A 25010-nucleotide genomic window follows, 5' to 3' on the forward strand; every position below is an offset into this window, starting at 1 on the left:
TCTCCCTAAAGGTCCTCGAAGTCGTGGAAGATGCCGTGTCCGCGCTTGGGTACCCGGTGCACCAGCCCCGGCAGCACCTCGCCGATCGGTTGCCGCAGCACCACGCTCGCGTAGTCGTCGTAGGGCGTGGGCTCGGCGTTGACGATGATGAGGTTGGCGCGGCCCATCATCGCGACGTCGCACAGCCCGGCGACGGGGTGCACGGTCAGCGAGGTGCCCACCGCGATGAACAGGTCGCTCTCGCGCGCGGCCGTGGTGGCGCGTTCGATGACCTCGGGGTCCAGGAGCTGCCCGAAGGAGATCGTGTCGGACTTCTGGATGCCGCCGCAGCTCACGCACCGCGGGTCGGACTCCTCGTCCAGGCGCGCCATCACCGTGGCGCTGGGGGTGCGCAGGCCGCAGTTCATGCACATGACCCGCAGCATCGTGCCGTGGACCTCGATGACCTTGTCCTCGGCCAGCCCGGCGGTCTGGTGCAGCCCGTCGATGTTCTGGGTGATGACGGCGTTCAGCCGCCCGGTGGTGTCCAGGGTGGCCAGGGCGCGGTGCGCGGCGTTGGGCGCGGCCTCCCACGCCTTGTGGGAGCGGCGCTGCAGCCACACTTGGCGGCGCACGTCGATGTCACCCATGTAGGTGTCGATGTCGGAGAACGCCTGGGCGTTGGGGTTCTGGGTCCAGAGCCCGTTGGGGCCGCGGAAGTCGGGGATACCCGAGTCGGTGGACACCCCTGCCCCGGTGAGGACGGTGATGCGCCCGGCCGAGGCCATGAGCTCGGCCGCTTGATCGAAACCGTCGGGGTCGGCGAACGGTGCGGAGTCGGAGGTCGTGGAGGCCATGACCTCATTGTGGCAGCGACACGGAGCCGCGTCTCCGCCGCCGTGTGGCATGGGGGCCGTGTCGCAAAGATGGAGCACCCGTACGCTCGGGTAACACCCCCTGTGTGGCACCGAAGCGGTGGCCGATGCACGCACCACGGTTGAAGGGTGCAAAAATCGACACAATCATGAAGCATCCCTCATACATCCTCGTGGTCAACGGGACCAAGGTGCAACGTCCGGTGTTCGTCCTGGGCGCCCCGCACTCCGGGGTCCCCGTGATCGCCGGTGCTCTGGCCCGCGCCACCGGCTTCCATCTCGGCGGCGGGTCGACCGGTGTCCTCAACTCCGTGTACTCGGTGGCGCGGCGTCCGTCGCTGACCACCGAGAAGGTGGCCGGCACGGCGAGCCTGCTGCGGGAGGCCTACGCCGAGGAATGGCAACTCACTCCCCTGACGTGCCCGCTCTGTCCGGGGGCGCGGGGTGAACGTGTTCCCGCGAACGTGTCGGCGGAACCGTGCGAGCACAGCCGGGAGGTGACACGCTACGGCGACGCCACCCCGGAACTGCTCTTCTGCGCCGGCGCACTGTACGAGGCCTTCCCCGACGCCCTGTTCGTGCAGGTGATCCGGGACGGGCGGGACGTGGTCGCCCAGATGGCCGAGGACGAGATCTGCCTGGCCTGGCACAAGCCGAGCGTGATGAAACCGGCGTCGGAATTTCCCAACCACTTCTACGGGCTGGCCGACGGGGACGATCTGGCCGAGTTCCGGGAGGCCTCCACGGCCGGGCAGTGCGCGATGCGCTGGCGCGGGGCGATGCGTATGTCGGCGCGGATCCGCAACGAGATCGGCCCGGAGCAGTTGCTGACCCTGCGCTACGAGGACATCCACGGCGGCGAGGTCGCCACGGCCAAGAAGCTGCGGGCCTTCACCGGTGCGCGGGTGTCGGCCTCGCACTTGGTGTTGGAGAGCGGTACATGGGGTGTGGGGGCCTGGCGCCGGCGCCTGGACCGGGAGGCCTACGCGGACGTGCACGAGAAGGCCGCGGTCGAGCTCTCCCACCTGGGTTACCTTTGACCGCGGCCCTCCTGCGGCACCCCGTCCCCCGATCCCCGCGGTTCTCTCGTCCCGGTCCTTCGGCGCCGGGTCAAGTTGAGGTGCGGGCGCGTTCGTTCCCCGGTTCGGCCGGGTCCGCGAAGGGGCCGCTGACCAGACCTTCCTCGACCTCGATCTCCATGGCGCGTTCGCCGGAGAGCGGGTCGTTGTCGTGTGAGTCGGGGACCACGGCGGTACAGGTGATCTCGACCAGGGCGCCGCGCTCGAGGAGTTCGTGCACCCCGAGGGCGCTCATCGCCGGGTAATGGCGTCCCATGTGGCGGCGATAGATCGACCCGAGGGTCCCCAGATTGGCGCGGTAGGTGCTGAGGGAGGTGGTGTGGATCCGCATGTCCACCACGTGGACGGGTTCCGCGCCGGCGCTGCGCAAGGCCTCCACGACGTTGCCGAGCGCCTGGTCGAACTGTTGCACGACCGTGTCGCCGGCCACGGAACCGTCGGTGCGTCGGGCTGTCTGTCCGCCCACGAACACGGTCCGCCCGGGGGTGACCACGAGGGCGTGGCTGTATCCGACGGGTTCGGCCAGGGTCAGCGGGTTGACGGTCTCGTGGGGTGACTGTGTCAAGGAACCTCCCTCGTCGTCGGTGGGCCGCGTGGGTCCCCTCCGGGTGGGGTCGGGACCGGCGCGGCGGATAGGATGAGCCCATGTCGTTCACATTCTGGCTGTCCGCCCTCGCCCTCGTCGCGGTCCTGGGCCTGTTCATCTCGATCTTCGCCGCAGGCGCCGTCTACGCCGTTCGCGTGCGCCGCAAGGGCATCGACGCCGTACTGGCCGGGGCCCGCAAGCGGCGCGAACTGCGCGCCTGAGCCTCCTCAGTCCCCGTCGAACTCGTCGGGGTCGGGACCGAACCGACGGTGCTGGTCCAGGGCGCTGAGAGCCTGCATGTCCTCCGTCGACAGTTCGAAGTCGAACACGTCGAAGTTGGCTCTGATGCGTTCGGGCGTGACCGACTTGGGGACGGTCACGTTGCCGAGCTGGATCTGCCAGCGCAGGAGTACCTGCGCGGGTGTGCGGTCGAGTTCCCCGGCGATCCCGGTGACGGTTGGCTCCTCGAGCAGGTTCCCGTGCCCGAGCGGGCTCCAGGCCTCGGTGGCGATGTTGTGGCGAGAGTGGAAATCACGTAGTTCGTTCTGGACCAGCAACGGGTGGAGCTCGATCTGGTTGACCATCGGGACGATGCCCCCCTCGTCCAGGACCCGTTCCAGGTGGGGGAGCTGGAAGTTGCACACGCCGATGGCGCGCACACGCCCGTCGGCGTAGAGGCGTTCCAGGGCCCGCCACGAGGACACGTACAGGTCGCGGTGGGGCAGCGGCCAGTGGAGCAGGTACAGGTCGAGGTGGTCCAGACGCATGCGTTCCAGGGTCGCGTCGAAGGCCCGTAGGGCGGAGTCGTAGCCCTGGTCGGGGTTGGCGAGCTTGGAGGCGAGGAAGACGTCCTCGCGGTCGACCCCCGAGCGGCGCAGTCCCTCGCCCACACCCGCCTCGTTTCCGTAGGAGGACGCGGTGTCGATGCTGCGGTAGCCGGCCTCCAGTGCCGTGGCTACCGTGTCGGCGACGGTGCTCTGCGGAACCTGCCACACGCCCAGTCCCATCTGTGGCATGCGCAGGCCGTTGTTCAGTGACGCATCCGAAGCGATGGTCATCATCCGTGGCCCCCCGTCGGCCTGTGGCGTCGTCTGCGGACGGCATTCCCCCGTGCCGCCGTTCTCGCATACTGCCACGAGCACGCCCTGGGCAGACGGAGACCGGGCCGTCCCTGGAGGAGCTTTTTACCCGGGCGGCGGTTTCGCCCCGGTGTGCCCCGGACGGTGTGGTGAGCGGCGTGTCGCACGGGCGCGCGGACGGGCCACGGGCCGTGGGCCGCCCGGACGGGGACTGCGGAGCCCATGAATCAGCGCAAAGCCTTGCTCCCGTATGGGGTGGGTTTTCTCTGCCGACAACGGTCCGTGTTCAAGACTGGCTGGCGGAGTGCATTCGTGTGCGCTCCGTGCAGCACACCGGATTCGGAGGGAACAGCACCCGTGAGCACAGCCGAGAAGACGCCCAAGCCCCGCAGCAGCCAGCCCTGGCTCCACCAGAAGGGACACGAGCTCCAGGAGTTCGGTACCGTCCGCCAGCTCCCGGTCGGCCTGTCCTACAACGCGCGGATGTACTCGTGTCAGCGGCTGAACCAGGTGCTCGCCGACACGCAGATCCTGCACAGCATGTACAAGAAGCACCACTGGCTCATGCGCGGACAGACCTTCTACCAGCTGCATCTGCTCATGGACAAGCATGCCGACGAGCAGACCGGGCTGGTCGACAGTGTCGCCGAGCGTGTGCAGACGCTGGGCGGTGTGGCGGTCGGCGACCCCAGGCACGTCGCGGAGATCACCAACGTCCCGCGCCCGCCCAACGGGGTGGAGGAGGTGCCGGCGATGCTGTCCAGGTTGCTGGAGGCGCACGAGACGATCCTGGAGGACGCCCACGACGCCGCGGCGCGTACCCAGGAGATGTACGACGACGGCACCAACGATCTGCTGGTCTCCGAGGTCATCCGTACCGGTGAACTGCAGGCGTGGTTCCTCGCCGAGCACCTGGTGGACACCCCGCTGGTGCATGCCTGAAGCCTGTGCGGTGGGGCCGGACGGTCCGTCCGGCCCTCTTCTGTGTGCACACCGGGATCGGAGGCCGGGTGCCCGCCGACCGCGTCACCAACCTCACCGGACAACACATCTAGTCCTGGGTGAGGCCCCAGCGTCGGCGCAGGGCGCGGTCGGCCCAGTTGAAGAACACGTCGATGACGATGCCGATGACCAGCACGATGATGATGTAGCTGATCAGGCGTTCGGCGTCGTTGAGTTGGCGTGCCTGGCTGAGTGCCCACCCGATGGAGTTCTGCTGGTTGATGATGACCAGCAGCTCGCCGGCCATGAGGGAGCGCCAGGCGAAGGCCCAGCCCTGTTTGAGGCCGGAGACGAACATCGGCAGAGCGGCGGGCACGATCAGCAGGGTGTAGTGCTGGAGTCCGCGCAGGCCCATGACCTTGCCGGCGCGCAGCAAGGAGGGGTTGACGTGGTCGATGCCCGAGGTCAGGCCTCCGGCGATGGAGGGGGCGGCGCCGAGCACGATCACGAACATGATCGCGGACTCGGTGATGCCGTACAGCAGCATCGCGAACGGGAACCAGACGATGGAGGGCATGGTCTGGAGCCCGGTGACGAGGGACCCGACGGCGCTGCGTAGGATGCGGAACCGCGTGAGTCCCAGGCCGATGAGCACACCGGCCGCCAGGGCGAGCGCGAACCCGGTCAGGGCCCGCTGCATGGTCACCTGGACGGCGGTCCAGAACTCGGGACTGGTGACCTCGTCGAAGAGGACGGGCAGGACCCGATCGGGCCCGGGGAAGACGTACTCCGAGCGCCACCCCGACCAGGAGACGCTCTGCCAGGCCACGAGCACGAGGGCGATCGCGGCGAGTTTGGGCCAGGTGGCCGACCAGATCCGGGCGGCGGTCCGGGCGGCACCGTTCTCGTCCTCGCCGCGCGCGGGCTGCTGTTCGAGGGCGTCCAGCCCTTGGACGTGGCGGTCCTGGCGCTCTGTGGTCTCAGGCATGGCGGGAGACCTCCTCACGCAGCCCGTCGGTGATGCGGGCGGCCTGCGCGGAGATGCCGGCGGAGTCGATACGGCGGGGGCGCTCGCCCTCGACGGGGAACTCCTCGATGACACGGCCGGGGCGGCTGGAGAGCAGCACGACCCGTTCGCCCAGGCGCACGGCCTCGCGCACGTTGTGGGTGACGAAGAGGATGGTCAGGCCGCGCTCGCGCCAGATGCGTTCCAGTTCGTCGTGGAGGATGTCGCGGGTCATGGCGTCCAGGGCGCCGAAGGGTTCGTCCATGAGCAGGATGTCGGCGTCCTGGGCCAGGGCACGGGCCAGGGCCACACGTTGGCGCATGCCGCCGGAGAGTTCGTGGGGGCGTTTGCGGGCCATGCCCTGCAGGCGCACCAGGTCCAGGAGTTCGGTGACGCGGCGGCGGCGTTCGGCCTTGGGCACACGGTTGACCCGCATGGGGATCTCGATGTTGGAGCCGACGGTGAGCCAGGGGAAGAGGGCGGCCTCCTGGAACATCATCGCGACCTTGCGGCCGCCCACGTCGACGGCGCCGGTGGTGGGTTCTTCCAGCCCGGCCACGAGGGAGAGCAGGGTGCTCTTTCCGCAGCCCGAGGCCCCCACGACGGCGAGGAAGTCGCCGTGGCCGACGTGCACGCTCATGCCGTCGATCGCGGTGATGGCGCCCCTGCCGCTGCCGAAGGTCTTGGAGATGTCGTCCACACGTACGGCTCCGACGTCCACGGGTGTCTCGGTGGCAGTGCTCATGCTGGTCTACCCTTCCAACCCGTCGACCGGCTCACGGTCCTTCTCGGCGAGGACACCGTTGAGCGGATCGAGGGCATAGATTCCGTTCAGGTCGACGGGGTCGAGCAGGTCGATGGCGGCGGCGCGCTCCGCCCCGGTGCTCAATGAGGGTGCGGCGGGGTCGACCGTGAAGGTGATGTTGTCGATGGCCGCTGCGACGAGCTCGTCGTCGAGCCGGCCGCCGCTGATCCCCTCGATGTGGGTGTTGGCGGTCTCGCCGGCCTGTTCGGGGTCGTCGTTGATCCCGTCGACGGTCTCGGTGTGGCCGCGCAGCAGGCCCTGGACGTTGTCGGGGTGCCGGCGCAGGTACTGCGAGCCCACGGCGAGGTTGGTGGTCACGTACTGGCCGTCGGTCTCGGGCCACAGGTCGGGTTCGTGCACCAGGAGGTGGCTGTCGTCCTCCTCCAGGAGCGTGCTCAGGTGGGGTTCGGGCAGCCAGGCCCCGTCGATGTCGCCGTTGCGGTAGGCGTCGAGGGTCTCGGGGTTCTCCCGCGGCATGACCGAGACCGCCCCTCCCCCGGCGGTGTCGACGTCCCAGCCCTGTTCTTCGGCGAACCAGCGCAGTGCGACGTCCTGGGTGCCGCCGAGCTGGGGTGTGGCCAGGGTGCTTCCGGGCAGGTCCTCGACGGTCTCGATGTCCTCGCGCACGACCAGGCCGGTGCCCTGGGTGGCAGCGCCGGAGACGATGTGCAGGGCTCGGCCCTCGGACTGGTGCCAGCCGTTGACGGCGGGGTTGGGGCCGAGGAAGGCGGCGTCGATCTCACCGGAGAAGAGGGCGTTGACGGCGTCGGGGCCGCTGTTGAAGATCTGGGTCTGCAGGTCGACGTCCTCACCCAGCGCCTCGTCCAGGGTCCCGTCCTCCACACCCACGAGCGCGGGGGCGTGGGTGAGGTTCGGGAAGTAGCCGAGCCGGAGTTCGTCCGCCCCGCCGCCGGGCCCGTGGGCCCCGCACGCTGTGGCAGCCAACGCCAGGGCCAAGACGGCCGAGGTGGCGGCGGGCACAGTGTCGCGTCGTTGCATCGGGGCCCTTCGGAGGTCGGGAGAGCCTGGAAGTAGATTAATCCTACTAGTTTAGTTGGTTTAACGGCATGCAGGCGGAAGTGGCGCACCTCACACCCCTTCAGGGCGCCCCGGCGGGGGCCGGGAACGAGGATCCCGGACGCGAAAAGGGCCCGGGGCCGCACCCGTGCGGGGTGCGAGCCCGGGCCCGGAGCCGGGACCGGCGCGACTCACTCCTCGTCGCCGGAGCCCTCCTCGCCGGCTCCCGCGACCTCGGCGACCTCACCGTCGGCGTCCACGCCCAGGACGACGCCCTCCCAGGTGTCCTGGATATACTCCAGCACACGCTCGTCCTTCAGCAGCTCGGTCAGCTTCTGCACGCGTTCGTCGTCGGTGTTCTCGTCCAGGGTGACCAGACCGTTGGCGTAGGACTCGACGTAGTCCTCGCCCTCGGGCTCCCAGGCCAGGATGTTGGCCTCTTCGGTCAGGTCGGCCTCGATGGCGTAGTTGCCGTTGACGACCGCGGCGTCCACGTCGGCGAGCGAGCGCGGGATCTGGGGGGCCTCCAGCGGCGTGACGGCCAGATCCTGCGGGTTCTCGACGATGTCGTTCTCGGTGGCCTCCCCGCCGGCCTCCGGGTCGATCTCGACCAGACCCTCTTCCTCCAGGATGCGCAGCGCGCGGCTGAGGTTGGCCGGATCGTTGGGCACGGCGATCTCGGCGCCGTCGTCGAGGTCGCCGACCTCCTGGACACCCTCCGAGTACAGACCGAGGCGCTCGATGTGAACGTCGGTAATATAGGTCATGTCGGCGTCGGGCCCGTTCTCCTGCCACTCGCCCAGGAACTCGCGGTGCTGGAAGTAGTTGGCGTCCAGCTCACCGTCGACCAGCCCCGCGTTGGGGGTGTTGTAGTCGGACATCTCCTGGATGTCGAGCTCCAGACCGGCCTCCTCCGCGAGGTTCTCGTCGATGAAGGAGAGGATGTCACCGTGCGGCACCGGCATCGTCCCCACACGCAGCGGGGCGTCCTCGCCCCCTCCGCCGCCCGAGGACTGTTCACTGGGGGCGCCGCAGGCGGTCATCGCCAGAACCAGGGCCGTGGCTCCGGCGGCGAGCGAGGTGGTGCGCATGTGCACTCCTTCGTGATCGGGAAGGTGGAGGATCGCGGGGGGCACGCAGCGGCCGCGTCTCCCCGGCCGCCGGGCACACCGGCCCGAAGCATGAGCCGGTATGCCTGTTCTGAGACTATCCAAGCTTTCTGATAGGAATAGTCCATTTTGTCGCACTTGCCGGTGATGTGAACCACACATCACCCCGGAGCAGCGCCCCCGGACGAGCCCGACAAAGGCAGGCCGAGCGCCCACCGGGCGGGCAGCCCACCACCGGAACACCGTTTTCCCGGCGGGCACTCCCGGCATAGATTGTGAGTGACACCACCCCCTATCCCCTGGAGCGCCGTACATGTCCCTGGTCGCCGGGATCGACAGCTCGACCCAGTCCTGCAAGATCGTGGTCTGCGAAGCCGACACCGGCGCCGTCGTCCGCGAAGCACGAGCCCCCCACCCCGACGGGACCGAGGTACACCCCGACGCCTGGTGGGAGGCGTTGACCCAGGCCGCCGACGGCCTGCTCGAAGGCGTGGAGGCGGTCGCCGTGGCCGGACAGCAGCACGGCATGGTCACCGTCGACGACCACGGCGAGGTCCTGCGCCCCGCCCTGCTGTGGAACGACACCCGTTCGGCGGGGGCAGCCGCCGNGTAGGGACCGTGCCCACCGCAAGCCTGACCGCCGCCAAGCTCCGCTGGTTCGCCGAGCACGAACCCGGAACCGCCTCCCGGGCGCGGGGTGCGATGCTTCCGCACGACTGGCTGACCTGGAAACTCTCCGGATCCGAGCAGCCCACCACCGACCGCGGCGACGCGTCGGGCACCGGCTACTGGGACCCGGCGAGCAACACCTACCGCCCCGACCTGCTCGAGCACGCCTTCGGACGACAGCTCGACCTGCCCCGTGTCGCCTCCCCCGCCGAAGCGGTCGGCCGCACCCGCGAAGGTGCGCTCGTGGCCCCCGGTACCGGCGACAACATGGGCAGCGCCCTGGGCCTGGGGCTGCGCCCCGGCGACGCCGTGGTCTCGCTCGGCACCAGCGGCACCGTCTTCGCCGTCGGCGACCACCCCTCCCACGACCCGGAGGGCGCGATCTGCGGATACGCCGACGCCACGGGCCGGTACCTGCCGCTGGTGTGCACACTCAACGCCGCCCGGGTGCTCGACGCGACCGCGGCCATGCTCGGCACCGACCTGGCCGGGCTCGACCGCTGGGCCACCGGCGCCGAACCGGGCGCGGGCGGGATCGTCCTGCTCCCCTACCTGGACGGGGAACGCACCCCCGAGCTGCCCGGAGCAGCGGGTTCACTGCACCACCTGACCCGGGACAACATGCGCCCGGAGAACATCGCCCGGGCCGCCGTGGAGGGCATGCTCCTGGGCCTGGCCGACGGACTCGCCGCACTGACCGAAAGCGGGATCCCCGTGGACCGGGTCCAACTCACCGGCGGCGCCGCGCGCTCGGAGGCCGTGCGCGCGGCCGCACCGGCCTTGCTCGGCGCGCGCGTGGAGGTGCCCCCACCCGCGGAGTACGTCGCCATCGGCGCCGCGCGCCAGGCCGCGTGGGTACTCGCCGGCACAGAGGAGCCGCCCGAGTGGAGTGTGGGCGGGCCCGAGTTCACCGCGGAGCCGCAGGAGGTCTCCGGGATCCACGAGCGCTACGCCCAGGTGCGCATGGACACCCACGGCGTTTGAGGCACGCCCGCACAGCGCTGTTGCGAACGCGGTGTTCGGGTTCATGGACGGTGTGTACCCCGCGGCCGGGGGCGCGGGGGCACCGACACCTCGACCGTGCCTGGCGCGGCGGCGGGCGCGAGGGTGTGGGCGCGAGCGGCCACGGCCCGGAGGCGCGCGTACGCAGGGCGCTTCCCTGGCCGCGAACACACTTGCCCTTCCCGGGCCGTTGAGGCGTAACCTTCCCGTGACAGGGGCCCTTCCGGGTCTTTCGAACCCCATACGAATCCTGGTGATCATGAACGCGACCGGACTGCGCCGCCTCGGATCCTCCGACCTGCACGTCTCGTCCCTGTGCCTGGGCGGCAACGTCTTCGGTTGGACGGCCGACGAGGCGACCTCCTTCGATCTGCTCGAGGCCTACGTCGAGGCGGGCGGCAACTTCGTGGACACCGCCGACTCCTACTCGTTCTGGGTCGAGGGCAACAGCGGCGGCGAGTCGGAGTCGGTGATCGGCCGGTGGCTGGCCCGCCGGGGCGAGCGCCCGGAGGATCTGGTGCTGGCGACCAAGGTGAGCAAACACCCGCAGTTCCAGGGGCTGGGCGCGGCCAACATCCGCGCCGCGGCCGAGGCCTCCCTGCAGCGGTTGGGTGTGGAGGCCATCGACCTCTACTACGCGCACTTCGACGACCACGAGACCCCGTTGGAGGAGAGCGCACGGGCCTTCTCGGCACTGGTCGACGAGGGCAAGGTGCGCCAGGTGGGGCTGTCCAACCACGGCCCGGAGCGCATCTCCCAGTGGCTGGACATCTGCGCGGACCAGGGCCTGCACGCCCCGGTGTGCGTGCAGCCGCACTACAACCTGGTCGAGCGCGGCATCGAGTCGGACCTGGTGCCGCTGGCCCAGAAGCGGGACCTGTCACTGCTGCCCTACTTCGGGTTGGCGGTCGGGTTCCTGACCGGCAAGTACCGCAGGGGCGGCGCCGACGTGGACAGCCCCCGGGCCGGCAAGGCCTGGGACTACCTGGAGGAACCGCGCGGGGAGCGGGTCCTGGCGGAGCTGGACCGCATCTCCCGGGAACGCGGCACGAGCCAGGCGGCGGTGGCGCTGGCGTGGCTGGCCCAGCGCCCGGGTGTGGCGTCGGTGCTGTCCAGTGCGCGCAACCTCGATCAGCTCCGGGGGCTGCTGCCCGTCATGGATCTGCGGTTGAGCGGAGAGGAGTCGGAGGCGCTGACCCGAGCCTCCTCCTGACACCGAGACCTCATCACCTAGGGTTACTCACGCACTACAAAAAGCACGGGGGGCAGAACGCCATGACCAACGATTTTTCTGACGACCAGGGCAACGATCCCGGGTCCTTCGACGAATTCCTGGCCCGCTTCCTCGGCGCACGCGGACCGGTGCGGCGGGTCGACCTGTCCAAGCTCATGAGCCCCGAGGCACGGCAGGTCGCCGACGCCGCCGTACACCGTTCCCTGGAGGCCGGCGGTGCCGACGTCGACTCGGTGCACCTGCTCTGGTCCCTGCTGCGCTACCCGGACACACGCGAGTTGATCCAGCGCACCGACGCCCAGATCACCAAGTTGGAGGAGGTCATCGACCAGGCCGTCTCGCAGGCCCCCCGGTCCGTGCGGGGTTCGGCCCGGCTGACCCCCTCGGCCAAGCGCGCCCTGCTCGACTCCCTGCAGATCGCCCGTGCCACCGGCAGCTCCAGCATCACGCCCGAGCACATCCTGTTCGCGCTGGCGGTCAACCCCGATCATCCGGTCAGCCAGCTGTTGCGCGACTCCGGGATCAACCCGCAGTCCCTGCAGCAGGCCTCGGGCGCCCAGCCCGCCTCGGAACAGGGCGACTCCGAGCCCTCCAGCACCCCTTCGCTCGACGAGTTCGGCACCGACATGACCGCGCTCGCCCGGGAGGGGCGCCTGGACCCGGTCGTGGGGCGCGACGACGAGGTCGAGCAGTGCATCGAGGTGCTGGCGCGCCGCCGTAAGAACAACCCGGTCCTGACCGGTGACCCGGGTGTGGGCAAGACCGCGATCGTGGAGGGCATCGCCCAGCGCATCTTCGACGACGACGTCCCCGACGTCCTGCGCGGGCGCCGCCTGGTGCAGCTCGACCTGTCCGGGATCGTGGCGGGCACCCGTTACCGGGGCGACTTCGAGGAGCGCCTCAACCAGATCATCGAGGAGATCCGCACCCACTCCGACGAACTGCTGATCTTCATCGACGAGATCCACACGATCGTGGGCGCCGGCGCAGCGGAGGGCTCCACCAGCGCCGGAAACATGCTCAAGCCGCCGCTGGCCCGCGGTGAGCTGCACATCATCGGTGCGACCACCCTCGACGAGTACCGCAAGAACATCGAGAAGGACGCGGCCCTGGAGCGGCGTTTCCAGCCCATCCAGGTGTCCGAACCCTCTGTGCAGGACAGCATCGAGATCCTGCGCGGGCTGAAGGACCGCTACGAGGCCCACCACCAGGTGCGGTTCAGCGACGAGAGTCTGGTGGCCGCCGCCGAGCTGTCCGACCGCTACGTCACCGACCGGTTCCTGCCCGACAAGGCCATCGACCTGGTCGACCAGGCCGGTGCCCGTGTGCGTCTGCGCCTGAAGACCTCCAGCACGGCCCTGCGGGAGATCGAGGGGCACCTGAAGGAGCTGGAGGAGAAGAAGGACAAGGCGGTCCAGGAGGAGGACTACGAGCGCGCCGGGCAGCTGCGGGACGAGATCATCGAAGCCCGCAGCTCGATGCACCAGGCCCGGGGCACCGGTTCGACGGTGCCCGAGGTCAGCGCCGAGGACATCGCCGAGGTGGTCTCGCGCAGCACCGGGATCCCGGTCAGCCGGCTCACCCAGGAGGAGCGCGAACGCCTGGTCAACCTGGAGGAGGTCCTGCACGAGCGGGTCATCGGCCAGGGCCAGGCGGTCACGGCCGTCGCCGAGGCGATCCGCCGCAACCGGGCCGGGCTCGACGATCCGGACCGCCCGGTGGGCAGCTTCCTGTTCCTCGGTCCCACGGGCGTGGGCAAGACCGAGCTCGCCCGGGCCCTGTCCCAGGCGATGTTCGGCTCCGAGGACTCCCTGATCCGCATCGACATGAGCGAGTTCCAGGAACGGCACACCGCCAGCCGCCTGACCGGTGCTCCTCCCGGGTTCGTCGGCTACGAGGAAGCGGGCCAACTCACCGAGTCCGTACGGCGCCACCCCTACTCGGTGCTGCTGCTGGACGAGGTCGAGAAGGCCCACCCGGACGTGTTCAACCTGCTGCTGCAGCTGTTGGACGACGGGCGCCTGACCGACGGCCAGGGGCGCACGGTCGACTTCCGCAACACCGTGGTGATCATGACGAGCAACCTGGGCTCGGAAGTCATCAGCGGCGGCGCCCCGATGGGCTTCACCAACAGCGGGGAGATGGACACCGACACCGAGCAGCGGGTGATGCGGCGTCTGCGGGAGGAGTTCCGCCCCGAGTTCATCAACCGCATCGACGAGGTCATCGTCTTCAAGCAGCTCGGTGAGCAGGAGATGGGCCAGATCACCCGGCTCATGCTGGAGAAGACCGAGCAGCGCCTGGAGAGCCAGGGCATCGCGGTGCGTTTCACCGACGAGGCGATCGGCTGGTTGTCCCAGCGCGGTTACCAGCCCACCTACGGGGCCCGGCCGTTGGCGCGCACCATCCAGCGCAACATCGGCAACAAGCTCTCACGGATGGTGCTGGACGGACAGATCGTCTCCGGTGACCGTGTGCTCGTCGACGTGGGCAGCGACGAGAACCTGGCCATCAACACCGTCGACGTCTTCTGACACCTGCCCGATACCGGACCGCGGCCCGGGACATCACGGCGATGTTCCGGGCCGCGGTGCCTCTCAGGCCGGTTCCGGTTCCGGTTCGGGTCCGGGCGGCCCGGGCCTCGGCGGCTCGGGCGGCGCCGGTTCCGGCTCCGGCTCGGGTTCGGGCGGCGGCATCGGTGCCGGAGGGAACGGGTCCGGCGGCATCGGTTCGGGTTCGCGTACGGTCCCGTCTCGCATCCGGGTCGGCATGGGCACTACCTCCTTCGTTGGGGGACCTCCTGTGGTCCGGGGATACCCGGACCGGGTCAACTCCCGGCTCTCAGGCGGGGCAGGAGCTCTGTGGAGAAGAACTCGAAGAAGCCTTCCTGGTCGTCACCGATCTGGGATATGTAGATCTCCTCGATCCCGGCTTCCAGGTAGGAGCGGATCGCCGCCACGTGCACCTCGGGGTCGGGCCCGCACGGGATCTGCGCCGCGACCCTGTCCTCGGTGATCAGTTCCCGGGTGAGCTGCTCGAAGTGGCGCGGCAGCGGCAGGATCTGCGACGCCTCTCCGGGCAGGGCGTCATTGGGCCAGCGGTGGTGGGCCAGGCGCCGGGCCTGGGCCTCGTCCTCGTGCCAGCAGACCTTGAGTCCGCCCTGGACGGGTTTTCCCGCCCCGCCCCGTGCCCGGAACATCTCGATGGCATCGGTGCTGGGAGCGACCTGGATCAGGCCGTCGGCCGCGCTCCCCGCCAAGGTGGTGGCTTTGGGGCCGAAGGCGGCCATGAAGACCTGCGGGCTCTCCTCGGGCAGGGTGTAGAGACGGGCGGTGTCGAGGTCGTAGTACTCGCCGCGATGGGTGACGAGCTTGCCGGTCCACAACCGGCGCATCACCTCGATGGCCTCCTCCAGCATCGCCAAGCGCTGGGCGGCCGGCGGCCAGGGCAGGCCCAGGATGTGTTCGTTGAGGGCCTCACCGGTGCCCACCCCGAGAGTGAACCCGCCGCGGACCAGTGCGGCGGTGGTCGCGGTGGCCTGAGCGATGATCGCCGGGTGCATCCGTGTGGTCGGGCACGTCACGGCAGTGGTGATCGGCAGAGCCGTGGCCTGGCCGATCGCACCGACGACCGTCCACACGAACGGCGCCTGCCCCTGGCTCTCCAACCAGGGGTGGAAGTGGTCGCTGATCCACAGGGCGTCGAAGCCCGCGGCCTCGGCGCCCTGGGCCTGCCGGACCAGGGACCGTGGGCCGTGTTCCTCGGTGGACAGAAAATAGCCGATGCGCGTCACGTGCGATCCCCCGTCGTCGGCCGCGCACCCGGCCGGCTCCTCACCGCCGGTCACGCGTGTCCTGGTTGAGTCGGTCGACGGCCCGTTCGTTGAGCGCGGCCACGCTCTCGGCCAGCCGACCCATGGTGCTGTCTCCGCTCTCGTTCCCGGTGCGTTCGCTCACGTGCTCGGGGGTGGAAGGCAGGAGCCGGCCGGTCAGGCGCATGAGCTGCTGGCTCGTTCCGGGCGCCAGACCGTGCAGGGCCATGCCGATGCGGGTCGTGGGGTTGATGACGAGGAAACCCTGGCCGCGCGCGGACGCGGTCGCGATGCGGCGCGCGGCCCGGTCGGCGTTGGTGCTCAACAAGGGCATCCCTGCCAGGAGGGCGAACCACGCGTACTCGCGTTCGGGTTCTCCGATGAAGACCACGCCGCGGTGCGAGCCGGTGCGCATGAGGCCGGGCACGACCGTGGTCACCCGCACACCGGTCCCACCGGTCTCGGCAGCCAGCCCCTCGGACAGGCAGGCCCAGGCGTGTTTGGCGACCGAGTAGGGCAGCAGGTGGGGCACGGTCAGGTAGGCGCCCACGGAAGTGATGTTGACCAGGCTGCCCTCGGTGGTGCGCAAGTGGGGCAGGGCCTCGCGGGCGACGTTGAAGGGCCCCCGGTACATGATGTCCATGGCCTCGGTGAAATGGGCGTCCTGCATCGCCTCGGCGGGACCCACCCGCATGACGCCGGCATTGTTGACCACGATGTCGAGGCGGCCGAACCGCTCGACGGTCTCACCGATGAGGGCGCGGACCTGCTCACGGTCGGTGACGTCACAGACCACCCCGTGGGCGTCGATGCCGCGGCCGGTGAGGTCGGCGACGGCCTGGTCGAGGTTGTCGCGGCTGCGCCCGCACACCACAACGGAGGCCCCGCCCGCGCCGAACTCGCGGGCGAGCTGGAGACCGAGGCCGCGGGTCCCTCCGGTGACGACGGCGACACGTCCGTTCAGGCGTTCGGAACGGCGGTTCTCGGCCACCATGGAGGCACCCACGCCGAGGAGGGCCCCGGCACCGGCCCAGGCGGCCAGGTCGAGGGCGCGTTCGGCCGGGGTGGGGCGCCGCTTCCGGTCGCGGTACTTGTTCAGGGCCCAGCGGGCCCCCACGAGAGCCACGGGTGCCTTCCAACCGCTCACCGGCTGTCTCCGTTCCGTTCGAGGGGTCGTGGATGTTCTCCCACGGTTCCCGGCACCCGCGACGTGAAAACCGCAGGTGGCAAGAGATGGGGTTCTCCCTCCGCGCCTTTGGGGCGGTCGGCGCGGGGGCCGNCGGCGGGTGGGGGCCGCGCGGGTTCCGGCGCCCGTTAAAACGGTCCCGGCGTCGGGTAGTCCGAGGCCGAGGCCTCGGGTATCCCAGGGCCGATCTGCCCTTTGCGGCAGCTGTCCGCCCCGCCGAGCGGAAGGGGACCGAGCATGGACACACCGGGTACCGCATGGCTGATCTGGGTCCTGGTGACCATCGCCGTTCCGATCGTGGTCATCTTCATCGTTCTGGGCCTGCTGCGCTGGTCGCGGATGCGCGCACAGGAGGCGGTGCGCTCGGAGGAGTACTGGGAGGAGACCCCCGACGGACAGCGCTATCCCACCGGGTACGAGCGCATGTACGACCCGGAGGCCCGCCGCGCGGCGACCCGGGGCGAGTACCCCGGGGACGAGGAACCCGGCGCAGCGGACGAGCAGCACGGGGCCTCCCCCTCGGAGGAGGCCGAGCCGGGCGAGGAGGGCGAGATCCACCCCGGCCGGGAGGACGGGGAGGACGGCCCTCCCGGCACGGGACGGTGACCGGCCGCTGCCGGGACCCGCACCGGAGGAAGTCGTCGACCACAGCTGGAGGAACACGATGAGTGCGACCGCACAGATGCTCCGAACACACCCGGACGCGGCCGAGGGGCTCGACACCCGGGTGCTCAGCGCCTGTATCGACGCCTGTACCGAGTGCGCGACGGCGTGTACCTCGTGCGCGGACGCCTGCCTGTCGGAGAGCAACGCCGGAGAACTCGCGGAGTGTGTGCGGCTCGACCTGGAGTGCGCGGATCTGTGCGCGGCGACGGGAGGGCTCCTCACCCGTGGTTCCGGACGCCGGCGGGAATGGTACAGCGAGCTGCTGAGCGCGTGCGTGCGCGCGTGCGAGGAGTGCGCGCGAGAGTGCGAGAGCCACGCCTCCCACCACGAGCACTGCCGGGTGTGCGCGGAGGCGTGCCGCCGTTGCGCGCAAGCGTGCCGGGAGCTCCTGGCTCTGCTGTGAAACACCGCCGAAGGGGCACGGGACGTCTTCGGCGGGGCGCGCGGCCTCCCCACCCCGAGGACATTGATGGGGGCCGGGGGTTTCTCGTGGTGCCCGGCCCCGGTGCTCGCGCGCGGCGGCTGGGCCCGGTTCACACCTTGTCGGCGGGAAACCCGCCGGTGGCGACAGGTCCCCAGCGCTGCGGAGTGACCCGCACCAGGGCCTTGCCCTGACTGCGCATGGCTTCGCGGTACTCGTCCCAGTCGGGGTGCTCGCCGGCGACCGCGCGGAAGTACTCCACGAGGGGTTCGACCGCCTCCTCGCCCTCGACGACCTCGGCGCTACCGTCGACCTGGACCCAGGGACCGTCGAAGTCCTCGGAGAGCACCACGATGCTGACCCGCGCGTCCCGGCCGGCGTTGCGGGTCTTGGCGCGCTCGGGGTAGGTGGACACGACGATGCGGCCCTCGGGGTCGACCCCGCAGGTCACCGGGGAGGCCTGGGGTTCCCCGTCGCCGCGCCGGGTGATGAGCAGGGCCTTGTTGCGGGTGCGTAGGAACTCCAGCAGTCCCTCGCGATCCACACGTGTGTTGGTGGCGATCGACGGGCTCATACGGCGGGCCTCCCCACTGATGCGGCGTCAGGTGCGGTCCAGCGTAGTGGCCCGGGCGCCGCGGGGCCGGTCGCGCAGCACCGGCTCCAACCCGAACCGCGGGAACAGGGTCGTGTCGAAGAACTGCACCACGCGGGAGAAGCCCTCGGGCGCCGGTTCCAGCACCTGCAGGGCGAAGGCCCGGTACGGTCCTTGCCCCTCACGCATGTACAGGGCGAACCCCGGGGCTCCGTTGGCGGCCACCGGCACCAGTGCCAGGTCTCCGGGGCCCTGGGCCGGGCAGTGCGCTTCGATGAGCCGGACGATGTGCTCGGCCCCGCGCACCCAGGTGGTGAACGGGGGCATCTCGAACACGGCGTCGTCGGTGAACAGCGTGGTCAGTGCGGGGATGTCGTAGTCCTCGAAGGCGGCCACGTACCGGGCCAGGCGCTCCCGCAGTGCGGGGTCGGTGGCGGAGAGGGCCTCCTGGTCGGGGGCGGCCCGGGCGATGCTCTCGCGGGCACGCTGCAGGAGGCTGTTGACGGAGGGTACCGACAGCTCGAGCAGGTCGGCGACCTCGGCGGCGCTCAAGCGCAGGGCCTCGCGCAGCACGAGCACGGCCCGCTGGCGCGCGTTGAGGTACTGCAGCGCCGCCACCCAGGCCAGGCGCACACTCTCGCGCTCGGCGGCGACGGTGCCGGGGTCGTCGGGCAGCGGCTCGAGCCAGGGCACGTCGGTGCGTTCGGCCAGGGCGGCCTCGGGGCGTTCGGCCGGTCCGCCGAGCCCGGTGGGCAAGGGGCGGCGTTCACGCCGTTCCAGGGCGCTCAGGCACACGTTCGAGGCGATGCGGTGCAGCCAGGTGCGCAGGCTGGAGCGCCCCTCGAACCGGGCGTAGCCCTTCCAGGCACGCAGGTGGATCTCCTGGAGGCAGTCCTCGGCCTCGTGCAGCGAGCCGAGCATGCGGTAGCAGTGCGCGAGCAGCTCCCGCCGGAAGGGTTCGACCTGTTCGGTGAAATCGGGATCGAGCGTGGGTCGGGCCATACAGCCCAAGTTACGGTCTCCCTGCGACGATCGGCGGCGCGATCGCCGCAACGGCGCACCGTACCAACAACAAAACACACGATCTGTACACGGCCTTGAACGAGCCGCGCGGAAATGCGTTGATAACTTCGAGTGGCCGCCAGGCCGACCGCGAGTGGTTGCCGAAGCCTGGTTCCACGACAGTGGGGAGCACGTATGCGAGCCGTGGTCTTCGAGGACTACCAGACGTTCCCGTCCCTTACCGAGGTGGAAGAACCCGAACCCGGGCCGGGCGAAGTGCTGCTGAAGGTGGCCGGCGCGGGTGCCTGCCACTCGGACGTGAGTATCTACCGCACGTTCGAGAAGGGCTCGCCCGGAGCAGAGAGACCCCCGTTCGTCCTGGGACACGAGAACGCCGGGTGGGTCGAACGTGTGGGCACCGGGGTCAGCGAACGCATCAAGATCGGAGCGGCCTACCTCGTCTACGGGCCGATCGGTTGCCAGCACTGCCGCCAGTGCGTCCAGGGCAAGGACACCTACTGCGAGAACGCGGCCACGATGCCTTACAAGGCCGTGGGTCTGGGCCGTGATGGCGGCATGGCCGAGTACGTGACGGTGCCCGCGCACCACCTGGTCCCGTTGGGGGATGCCGACCCGGTGGAGGCCGCACCCCTGGCCGACGCGGGCCTGACGCCCTACCACGCCGTCAAGCGGGCGCTCCCCCATCTTCAGGGAGGCGGCAGGTACGCGTTGGCGATCGGCCTGGGCGGTCTGGGACAGATCGGGGTGCAGATCCTTCGGGCCCTGACCGGCGCCACGATCATCGCGACCGACCTCAGGGCCGACGCGCGCGAGCGGGCCGAGGCCAACGGCGCGGTCACGGTACCCGCCGGTGACGACCAGGTGGAGCAGATCCTGGAGCAGACGCACGGGCGGGGCATCGACGCCGCCTTCGACTTCGTGGGTGCCGGCCCGACCATCGCCACGGCGGCCGGTTCGATGGCCCAGGGCGGGGCGTTGTCCGTCGTGGGTATCGGCACCGGCACGCACGAGTTCTCGTTCTTCACCAATCCGTTTGAGTCGTACGTGACCAACACCTACTGGGGCACTGTCTCGGAACTGTGGGAGGTCGTGGACATGTACCGGGCCGGGCAGATCCGCCCGGAGGTGGAGCGCTACAGCATGGACCAGGCCCTGGAGGCCTACCGCCGTCTGGAGTCCGGTCAGGTCAGCGGCCGCGCCGTGGTGGTGCCCGGCCAGGGCTGACCCGCCGGCCCACCGGATCGGCCCGCCCGCCGCGCCCCGCCCGCGCGACGGGCGGGCCCTCGTGTGCTTCGGAGCCGGGCGTGCCCCGAGCCTGGGTGCGTCCCGGGCCTGGGTGTGTGCCGGGCGCGTACCGGATGCCCCGCCCTTCCGCGCCGACCCGGTCGCCTGCCAGGATGCCCGTGCACTGACACGACTTCTGAGGAGAACGATGGACCTGGGGATCGCCGGGAAGGTCGCCCTGGTCACCGCCGCCAGCTCCGGGCTGGGACGGGCGATGGCCGTGGCGCTGGCCGCCGAGGGTGTGCACGTGGCCGTGACCGGTAGGAACGAGGAACGCCTGGAGGCGACCGTGCGGGCCTGCACCGAGCACGGGGTGCGCGCCACGGGCCTGGTGTGGGATCTGGCCGAGCACGAGCGTGCCGAGGAGGTGGCCCGCCGTGTGGCCGACGAGCTGGGCCCGGTGGACATCCTGGTCAACAACACCGGCGGGCCGCCGCCCACCCCGGTACAGGGCCAGGACCCGCAGCTGTGGCAGGACCAGTACGGCTCGATGGTGCTGCCGGTGGTGCGGTTGACCGACGCCGTGGTCGGCGGGATGCGCGAGCGCGGTTGGGGGCGTGTCATCACCAGCACCTCCTCCGGCCCGATCACGCCGATCCCGAACCTGGGGCTGTCGAACACGCTGCGGGCCTCACTGCACGCGTGGTCCAAGACGCTGTCCTCGGAGATCGCCGCGGACGGGGTCACCGCGAACGTGATCGTCCCGGGCCGTATCGCCACGCCGCGGGTGGAGTCGCTGGACCGGGCGCAGGCCGAACGCGAGGGCCTTTCGGTGGAGGAGGCCTCGGCCCGCAACCGTGCGGGCATCCCCGCGGGCCGGTACGGCTCTCCCGACGAGTACGGCGCCGTCGCCGCTTTCCTCGCCGGGCGGCAGGCCGCCTACGTGACCGGTTCGGTGGTGCGCGTGGACGGCGGCCAGATCCCGTCCGTGTGAGCGCGGGCGTGCGGCGGCGCCCCTGGGCGGAGCGCCGCCGCACGTGCCCCTCGGCCACGGTCCCGGAGCATCTGGACAGCGCGGCCCACACCCTCCACTCTGGGTTCCATGCGAATGCTGCGCCGTTTGAGGCGAATCGACGAACGTGCCTACCAGCGCGTCACTTCCGTGGGGCTGCCCTCCTTGGACCCCTACACCCCGAAGTTCGTACAGGCCACCGACAACATGGCGCCGTGGTTCCTGGTGTCGGGCACGCTCGCGGTGACCGGCAATCCGCGTCTGCGGCGCACCGCGGTGCGGGCGATCGTCGCCGCAGGGCTGGCCAACGCCGCTTCCTCCGCTCTCAAACAGGTCCTGCGCCGGCCCCGGCCCGACAGCTCGGCGGTGCCCAGCGCCCGGTTCCCTTACCGCAGGTACCTGAGCAGCTCCTTTCCTTCCGGGCACACCGCCGCGGCCGCCGGGTTCGCCGCGGGGGTGGGCTCGGACGCTCCGCGCCCGCTGACCACGTCGGTGGCTCTGCTGGCCGGTGCCGTGGCGCTCTCGCGTGTGCACAGCGGGGTGCACTACCCCGGTGACGTACTGGGCGGCGCGGCGATCGGTGCGGGCGCGGCGCTGGTGGCGGGCGCGATGATCCCGCCCCGGCCGGAGCTGTCCTTCGGGGCCCGGGCCGTGGCGGCCCCGGACCGCGACGACGACCCCGAGGGCGCCGGCGTGACGGTGGTACTCAACCCGCGTGCGGCCGATGGCGGGGTGCCCACTCCGCACGTGGCCGACACCACGACACGGATCTCCCGTGCGATGCCGCGGGCACGGATCATGACGACCACTGCCGACGACGACATCGCCGAGGTGATGGACACCGCCGCCCGCGAGGCCCGGGTGCTGGCGGTGGCCGGCGGCGACGGCACGGTCAACGCGGCTGCGCGGGCGGCCCTGGACCACGAGCGGCCGCTGCTGGTGCTGCCCGACGGCACACTCAACAACTTCGCGCGCACGCTGGGGCTGGACTCGGTGGAGCGGGCGTTGGAGGTCTACCGGGACGGGCGCACGGCGTTGGTGGACGTGGGTGACGTGGACGGCCGGGTCTTCCTCAACACCTCTTCGTTCGGTTCGTATCCGCATCTGGTCGAGCGGCGGGACCGGTGGGCGCACCGGATCGGCAAGTGGCCGGCGTTCGCGTTGGCGCTGTTGCAGGACCTGGTGTCGGTGGAGCCGACCCCGGCGATGGTGGACGGGCGTCCCACGCGGGTGTGGTGGGCCTTCGTCGGCAACTGCCGGTACCGCACGCACGGGCGTGTGCCGGCGCTGCGCGAGGACATGGCCGACAACCGGTTGGACGTGCGGGTGCTGGAGGCGCGTTCGCCTTTCCCCCGGCTGCGGGCGATCGCCGACGTGGTGGCCGGCCACCACGCCCGGGGCGGCGGGGACACCGAGCGGCTGACCCCGCATCTGTCGTTGGCGATCGCGGCGCGTCCGCGGTTGTTGGCGGTGGACGGCGAGGTGGTCGAGGGGGCTGCCGAGGTGAGTTTCACCAAGCATCCGGCGGCGCTGCGGGTGTTCGTCCCTGCGGTGTCCTCCCCTTGAACTGGTGAAATCTCCACCAATATGCGACAAGCGCCCCTCAAGTTACAGAAACCCACAAAAGGGACTGTTTCGCTGGTCGGCACACGCCATGTCCGTGGACGACGAAGGGGGCACGCATGGCAGAGGCGACGGAGCGGGGTACGGGGGTGCGCCGGCCCCGCAGCAACTGGGTCCCGTTGGCGGCGGCCACCGGGGCCGTGGTCCTGCTGGGGGCCGGCTGGCCCCTGCTCGACGCGGCCACCCCGAGCTCGCAGGAACTGTCCTCCGGCCACACCGTCGACGTGAACTCGGGCGGTGACTACGCGGCCTCGCTGGACCTGCCCCAGGACGGCTGGAACGTGGACACCACACGGACCATGGCCGACCAGCAGTACGTACTCACCCGGGGGCCGGTCGAGCTCGACCTGACCTCGGTGGTGCCCCCGCAGGACACGGACGCCACTCCGGAGAACCTGTGGGCGGGGATGGAGACCACCAGCAGGGTCCACGACGCCTCGGCCCGGCTCGGCCGGCCCGAGAGCACCGACACCCAGGACGGCACCGAGGGCCTGGTCGGCGACCTGCACACCCAGGGGCGCACCGAACGCGCCGCCGTCTTTCCCGCCCCCGACGGCACATTCGCCGTGGAGATGACGCTGGGCGGCGAGGACGCCACCGAGGCCGACCTCGCCGCCGTGGAGGACGTCGTCGAAGCCGTCTCCTTCGAGCACCGGGGAGAGTCATGACGGGACGCGCACCGCACGAACCCGGCAAGCACACACCCAGCCATGACGAGGGGCAGGTGCCCTCCCCGCGCGGGCCCGGGCACGAACAGGAACCCGCGTACGGGGCCCGCGCCCACGGCACCGGACCCGAGGTCCCGGGCCCGGACGGCGATCAGGCCCCCGGCCCCGTACACATCGGACGCGGCACGCACGAGCCCGGCCAACGCCTGCCGGCCCTGGCCGCGATGGCCGTCCTCGCCGCTGCCTGCGCCATCGGACTGGTGCTGACGTGGATGTACGCGTCCGGGATCGTGCGCGCCTACGCCTGGCCGGCCCTGCTGGCCTCGGCGCTGGGCGTGATCACCTACCTCGTCGGTCTGTTCATCTTCCGGCGGATCAGGCCCGTGCGTGCGCCCCGCCTCACGGTGGCGGTACCGGCCACCGTCTGGGGGATCCTGGCGGCGACCGGGGTGGCCGCCTACGCCAACACCGGCATGGGCGGCCTGTGGGGACAGATCCTGGGTTATGAGACCGCCGGGGACTGGACCGCGGCCCTGACCGCACCGCTCAACGAGGAGATCCTCAAGCTCGCCGGTGTGGTCGTGATCGCGGTCGCCTTCCCGCGCGCCCTGCGCGGGCCCGTCGACGGGTTCGTCCTCGGGGCGCTGGTGGGGCTCGGTTTCGAAGTGGCCGAGAACTTCCTGTACGCGCTCAACTCGATCAGCCTGTCCGGCGCGCTGGCCCCGGCCACCTCGGTGACCGACAGCACCGTCGTGCGGGTGGTGCTGACCGGCCTGGGCAGCCACTGGGCGATGACGGCGATCGCCGGGACGGCCGTCGGTGTGCTGGCGGCGGTGGATTGGCGCCCCGGCCCGCGCCGGGCGCTGGGTGCGCTGGGGCTGGTCCTGCTGGCAATGCTCGGGCACTTCTTCTTCGACTCACCGCTGCTGGGCGAGGGGCTGGTCGGCATCGCCGCGAAGGTGGCGTTCGTGTTCCTCAGCGCCATGGCCGTCTACTTCCTGGTCCGCCACACCCACCGGAGCCGGGTCCGGAAGTCCCTGGCCCAGCAGGGATCAGAGCTGGGGATGCGGCGGTCGGACGCCAAGAAGCTGGCCTCCCGGCACGGGAGGAACAAGGCCCTGGCCCGCGTGGCACGACCCGAGCGGCCCGATGTGCGCAGGCGCCAGGAAAAGATGGTGGAGGAGGCCGAGGACCGGGCCGCACGGCATGCCGTGAGCTGACCCTCCACCGTCTCGACGGCCGTCGCCTCCCCGTGGGCGGCGGCCGTCGCACGTGCGCGCGAGGCGATCCTCCGGCATGCGGGCACCGGCGTCAGGCCCCGTCGCGGATCCACCGGTGCAGCAGGGTTCCCTCGGCCTCCAGGACCAGACGCGGGCTCAGGTGCAGGTCGGCGGGGGGGGGG

General features: G+C 70.8%; 23 protein-coding genes and 1 pseudogene. 13 read left to right on the top strand and 11 right to left on the bottom strand.

Going from position 1 to position 25010, the window contains the following annotated elements; genetic code table 11:
- Positions 1-5: 5 nt before the first annotated feature.
- Complete coding sequence (locus D473_RS0108265; RefSeq protein WP_017608606.1) at positions 6-836, bottom strand: SIR2 family NAD-dependent protein deacylase; 831 nt, start codon at positions 834-836, stop codon at positions 6-8.
- Positions 837-1003: 167 nt separating this feature from the next.
- On the opposite strand from D473_RS0108265, the gene D473_RS0108270 reads away from it, so the two are divergent.
- Complete coding sequence (locus D473_RS0108270; protein ID WP_017608607.1) at positions 1004-1894, top strand: sulfotransferase family protein; 891 nt, start codon at positions 1004-1006, stop codon at positions 1892-1894.
- A 70-nt stretch (positions 1895-1964) separates the two neighbouring features.
- Here the strand turns inward: D473_RS0108270 and D473_RS0108275 are convergent, their stop codons facing one another.
- Complete coding sequence (locus D473_RS0108275; RefSeq protein WP_017608608.1) at positions 1965-2498, bottom strand: RidA family protein; 534 nt, start codon at positions 2496-2498, stop codon at positions 1965-1967.
- Positions 2499-2578: 80 nt separating this feature from the next.
- Here D473_RS0108275 and D473_RS27635 point away from each other — a divergent pair, with 80 nt between their 5' ends.
- On the top strand, positions 2579-2740 hold the full coding sequence (locus tag D473_RS27635; RefSeq protein WP_017608609.1) for a hypothetical protein: 162 nt from the start codon (positions 2579-2581) through the stop codon (positions 2738-2740).
- A gap of 6 nt (positions 2741-2746) precedes the next feature.
- Here the strand turns inward: D473_RS27635 and D473_RS0108285 are convergent, their stop codons facing one another.
- Entirely contained in the window at positions 2747-3580 is an 834-nt protein-coding gene (locus D473_RS0108285; protein ID WP_017608610.1) for an aldo/keto reductase, read from the bottom strand.
- 375 nt (positions 3581-3955) lie between these two features.
- Here D473_RS0108285 and D473_RS0108290 point away from each other — a divergent pair, with 375 nt between their 5' ends.
- On the top strand, positions 3956-4540 hold the full coding sequence (locus tag D473_RS0108290; RefSeq protein WP_017608611.1) for a Dps family protein: 585 nt from the start codon (positions 3956-3958) through the stop codon (positions 4538-4540).
- Between the two features lie 109 nt (positions 4541-4649).
- Here D473_RS0108290 and D473_RS0108300 read toward each other — a convergent pair whose 3' ends face one another.
- From D473_RS0108300 to D473_RS24455, 4 genes are all read right to left on the bottom strand, one after another.
- Positions 4650-5528 carry an ABC transporter permease gene (locus D473_RS0108300; RefSeq protein ID WP_017608613.1) on the bottom strand — a complete coding sequence of 293 codons (879 nt, stop codon included), beginning with the start codon at positions 5526-5528 and terminating at the stop codon, positions 4650-4652.
- Positions 5521-6291, bottom strand: coding sequence for an ABC transporter ATP-binding protein (locus D473_RS0108305; RefSeq protein ID WP_017608614.1), 771 nt, complete (start codon positions 6289-6291; stop codon positions 5521-5523). The genes D473_RS0108300 and D473_RS0108305 overlap by 8 nt, the downstream gene beginning before the upstream one ends.
- A 6-nt stretch (positions 6292-6297) precedes the next feature.
- A complete protein-coding gene (locus D473_RS0108310; RefSeq protein WP_017608615.1) occupies positions 6298-7350 on the bottom strand; it encodes an ABC transporter substrate-binding protein in 1053 nt (350 codons plus the stop codon).
- Between the two features lie 209 nt (positions 7351-7559).
- Positions 7560-8459 (bottom strand): MetQ/NlpA family ABC transporter substrate-binding protein, encoded by a 900-nt coding sequence (locus D473_RS24455; RefSeq protein ID WP_017608616.1) that lies wholly within the window; start codon positions 8457-8459, stop codon positions 7560-7562.
- A 331-nt stretch (positions 8460-8790) separates the two neighbouring features.
- Here D473_RS24455 and D473_RS25610 point away from each other — a divergent pair.
- The 3 genes and pseudogenes from D473_RS25610 (at position 8791) to D473_RS0108330 (ending at position 13916) form a co-directional block, all read left to right on the top strand.
- A pseudogene (locus D473_RS25610) lies at positions 8791-10130 on the top strand (xylulokinase).
- Positions 10131-10407: 277 nt separating this feature from the next.
- Entirely contained in the window at positions 10408-11361 is a 954-nt protein-coding gene (locus D473_RS0108325) for an aldo/keto reductase (RefSeq protein WP_026126734.1), read from the top strand.
- Between the two features lie 62 nt (positions 11362-11423).
- A complete protein-coding gene (locus tag D473_RS0108330) occupies positions 11424-13916 on the top strand; it encodes an ATP-dependent Clp protease ATP-binding subunit (RefSeq protein WP_017608618.1) in 2493 nt (830 codons plus the stop codon).
- 293 nt (positions 13917-14209) lie between these two features.
- Here D473_RS0108330 and D473_RS0108340 read toward each other — a convergent pair whose 3' ends face one another.
- Positions 14210-15175, bottom strand: coding sequence for a TIGR03557 family F420-dependent LLM class oxidoreductase (locus D473_RS0108340; RefSeq protein ID WP_026126735.1), 966 nt, complete (start codon positions 15173-15175; stop codon positions 14210-14212).
- A 40-nt stretch (positions 15176-15215) separates the two neighbouring features.
- Positions 15216-16340: an SDR family NAD(P)-dependent oxidoreductase gene (locus D473_RS0108345; RefSeq protein ID WP_026126736.1), complete on the bottom strand. Its 1125-nt coding sequence runs from the start codon at positions 16338-16340 to the stop codon at positions 15216-15218.
- 276 nt (positions 16341-16616) lie between these two features.
- On the opposite strand from D473_RS0108345, the gene D473_RS0108350 reads away from it, so the two are divergent.
- Both D473_RS0108350 and D473_RS0108355 read left to right on the top strand, forming a co-directional pair.
- On the top strand, positions 16617-16985 hold the full coding sequence (locus D473_RS0108350; RefSeq protein WP_017608622.1) for a hypothetical protein: 369 nt from the start codon (positions 16617-16619) through the stop codon (positions 16983-16985).
- 58 nt (positions 16986-17043) lie between these two features.
- The gene (locus D473_RS0108355; protein WP_017608623.1) at positions 17044-17448 is read left to right on the top strand and encodes a four-helix bundle copper-binding protein; all 405 of its coding nucleotides are present in this window, start codon (positions 17044-17046) and stop codon (positions 17446-17448) included.
- Between the two features lie 130 nt (positions 17449-17578).
- On the opposite strand, the gene D473_RS0108360 is transcribed toward D473_RS0108355, so the two are convergent.
- Entirely contained in the window at positions 17579-18040 is a 462-nt protein-coding gene (locus D473_RS0108360; protein ID WP_017608624.1) for a PPOX class F420-dependent oxidoreductase, read from the bottom strand.
- A gap of 27 nt (positions 18041-18067) precedes the next feature.
- Entirely contained in the window at positions 18068-19060 is a 993-nt protein-coding gene (locus tag D473_RS0108365) for a sigma-70 family RNA polymerase sigma factor (RefSeq protein WP_017608625.1), read from the bottom strand.
- A 195-nt stretch (positions 19061-19255) separates the two neighbouring features.
- Here D473_RS0108365 and D473_RS0108370 point away from each other — a divergent pair, with 195 nt between their 5' ends.
- From D473_RS0108370 to D473_RS0108390, 5 genes are all read left to right on the top strand, one after another.
- Positions 19256-20305 (top strand): NAD(P)-dependent alcohol dehydrogenase, encoded by a 1050-nt coding sequence (locus D473_RS0108370; RefSeq protein ID WP_017608626.1) that lies wholly within the window; start codon positions 19256-19258, stop codon positions 20303-20305.
- A gap of 208 nt (positions 20306-20513) precedes the next feature.
- Complete coding sequence (locus tag D473_RS0108375) at positions 20514-21299, top strand: SDR family oxidoreductase (protein WP_017608627.1); 786 nt, start codon at positions 20514-20516, stop codon at positions 21297-21299.
- A gap of 108 nt (positions 21300-21407) precedes the next feature.
- The gene (locus D473_RS0108380) at positions 21408-22883 is read left to right on the top strand and encodes a bifunctional phosphatase PAP2/diacylglycerol kinase family protein (RefSeq protein ID WP_017608628.1); all 1476 of its coding nucleotides are present in this window, start codon (positions 21408-21410) and stop codon (positions 22881-22883) included.
- A 116-nt stretch (positions 22884-22999) separates the two neighbouring features.
- Positions 23000-23608, top strand: coding sequence for a hypothetical protein (locus tag D473_RS0108385; RefSeq protein WP_017608629.1), 609 nt, complete (start codon positions 23000-23002; stop codon positions 23606-23608).
- The gene (locus D473_RS0108390) at positions 23605-24828 is read left to right on the top strand and encodes a PrsW family intramembrane metalloprotease (RefSeq protein WP_017608630.1); all 1224 of its coding nucleotides are present in this window, start codon (positions 23605-23607) and stop codon (positions 24826-24828) included. The genes D473_RS0108385 and D473_RS0108390 overlap by 4 nt, the downstream gene beginning before the upstream one ends.
- The last annotated feature ends 182 nt before the right edge of the window (positions 24829-25010 follow it).

The sequence above is a fragment of the Nocardiopsis xinjiangensis YIM 90004 genome (genome assembly GCF_000341145.1).
Lineage (GTDB): Bacteria > Actinomycetota > Actinomycetes > Streptosporangiales > Streptosporangiaceae > Nocardiopsis > Nocardiopsis xinjiangensis.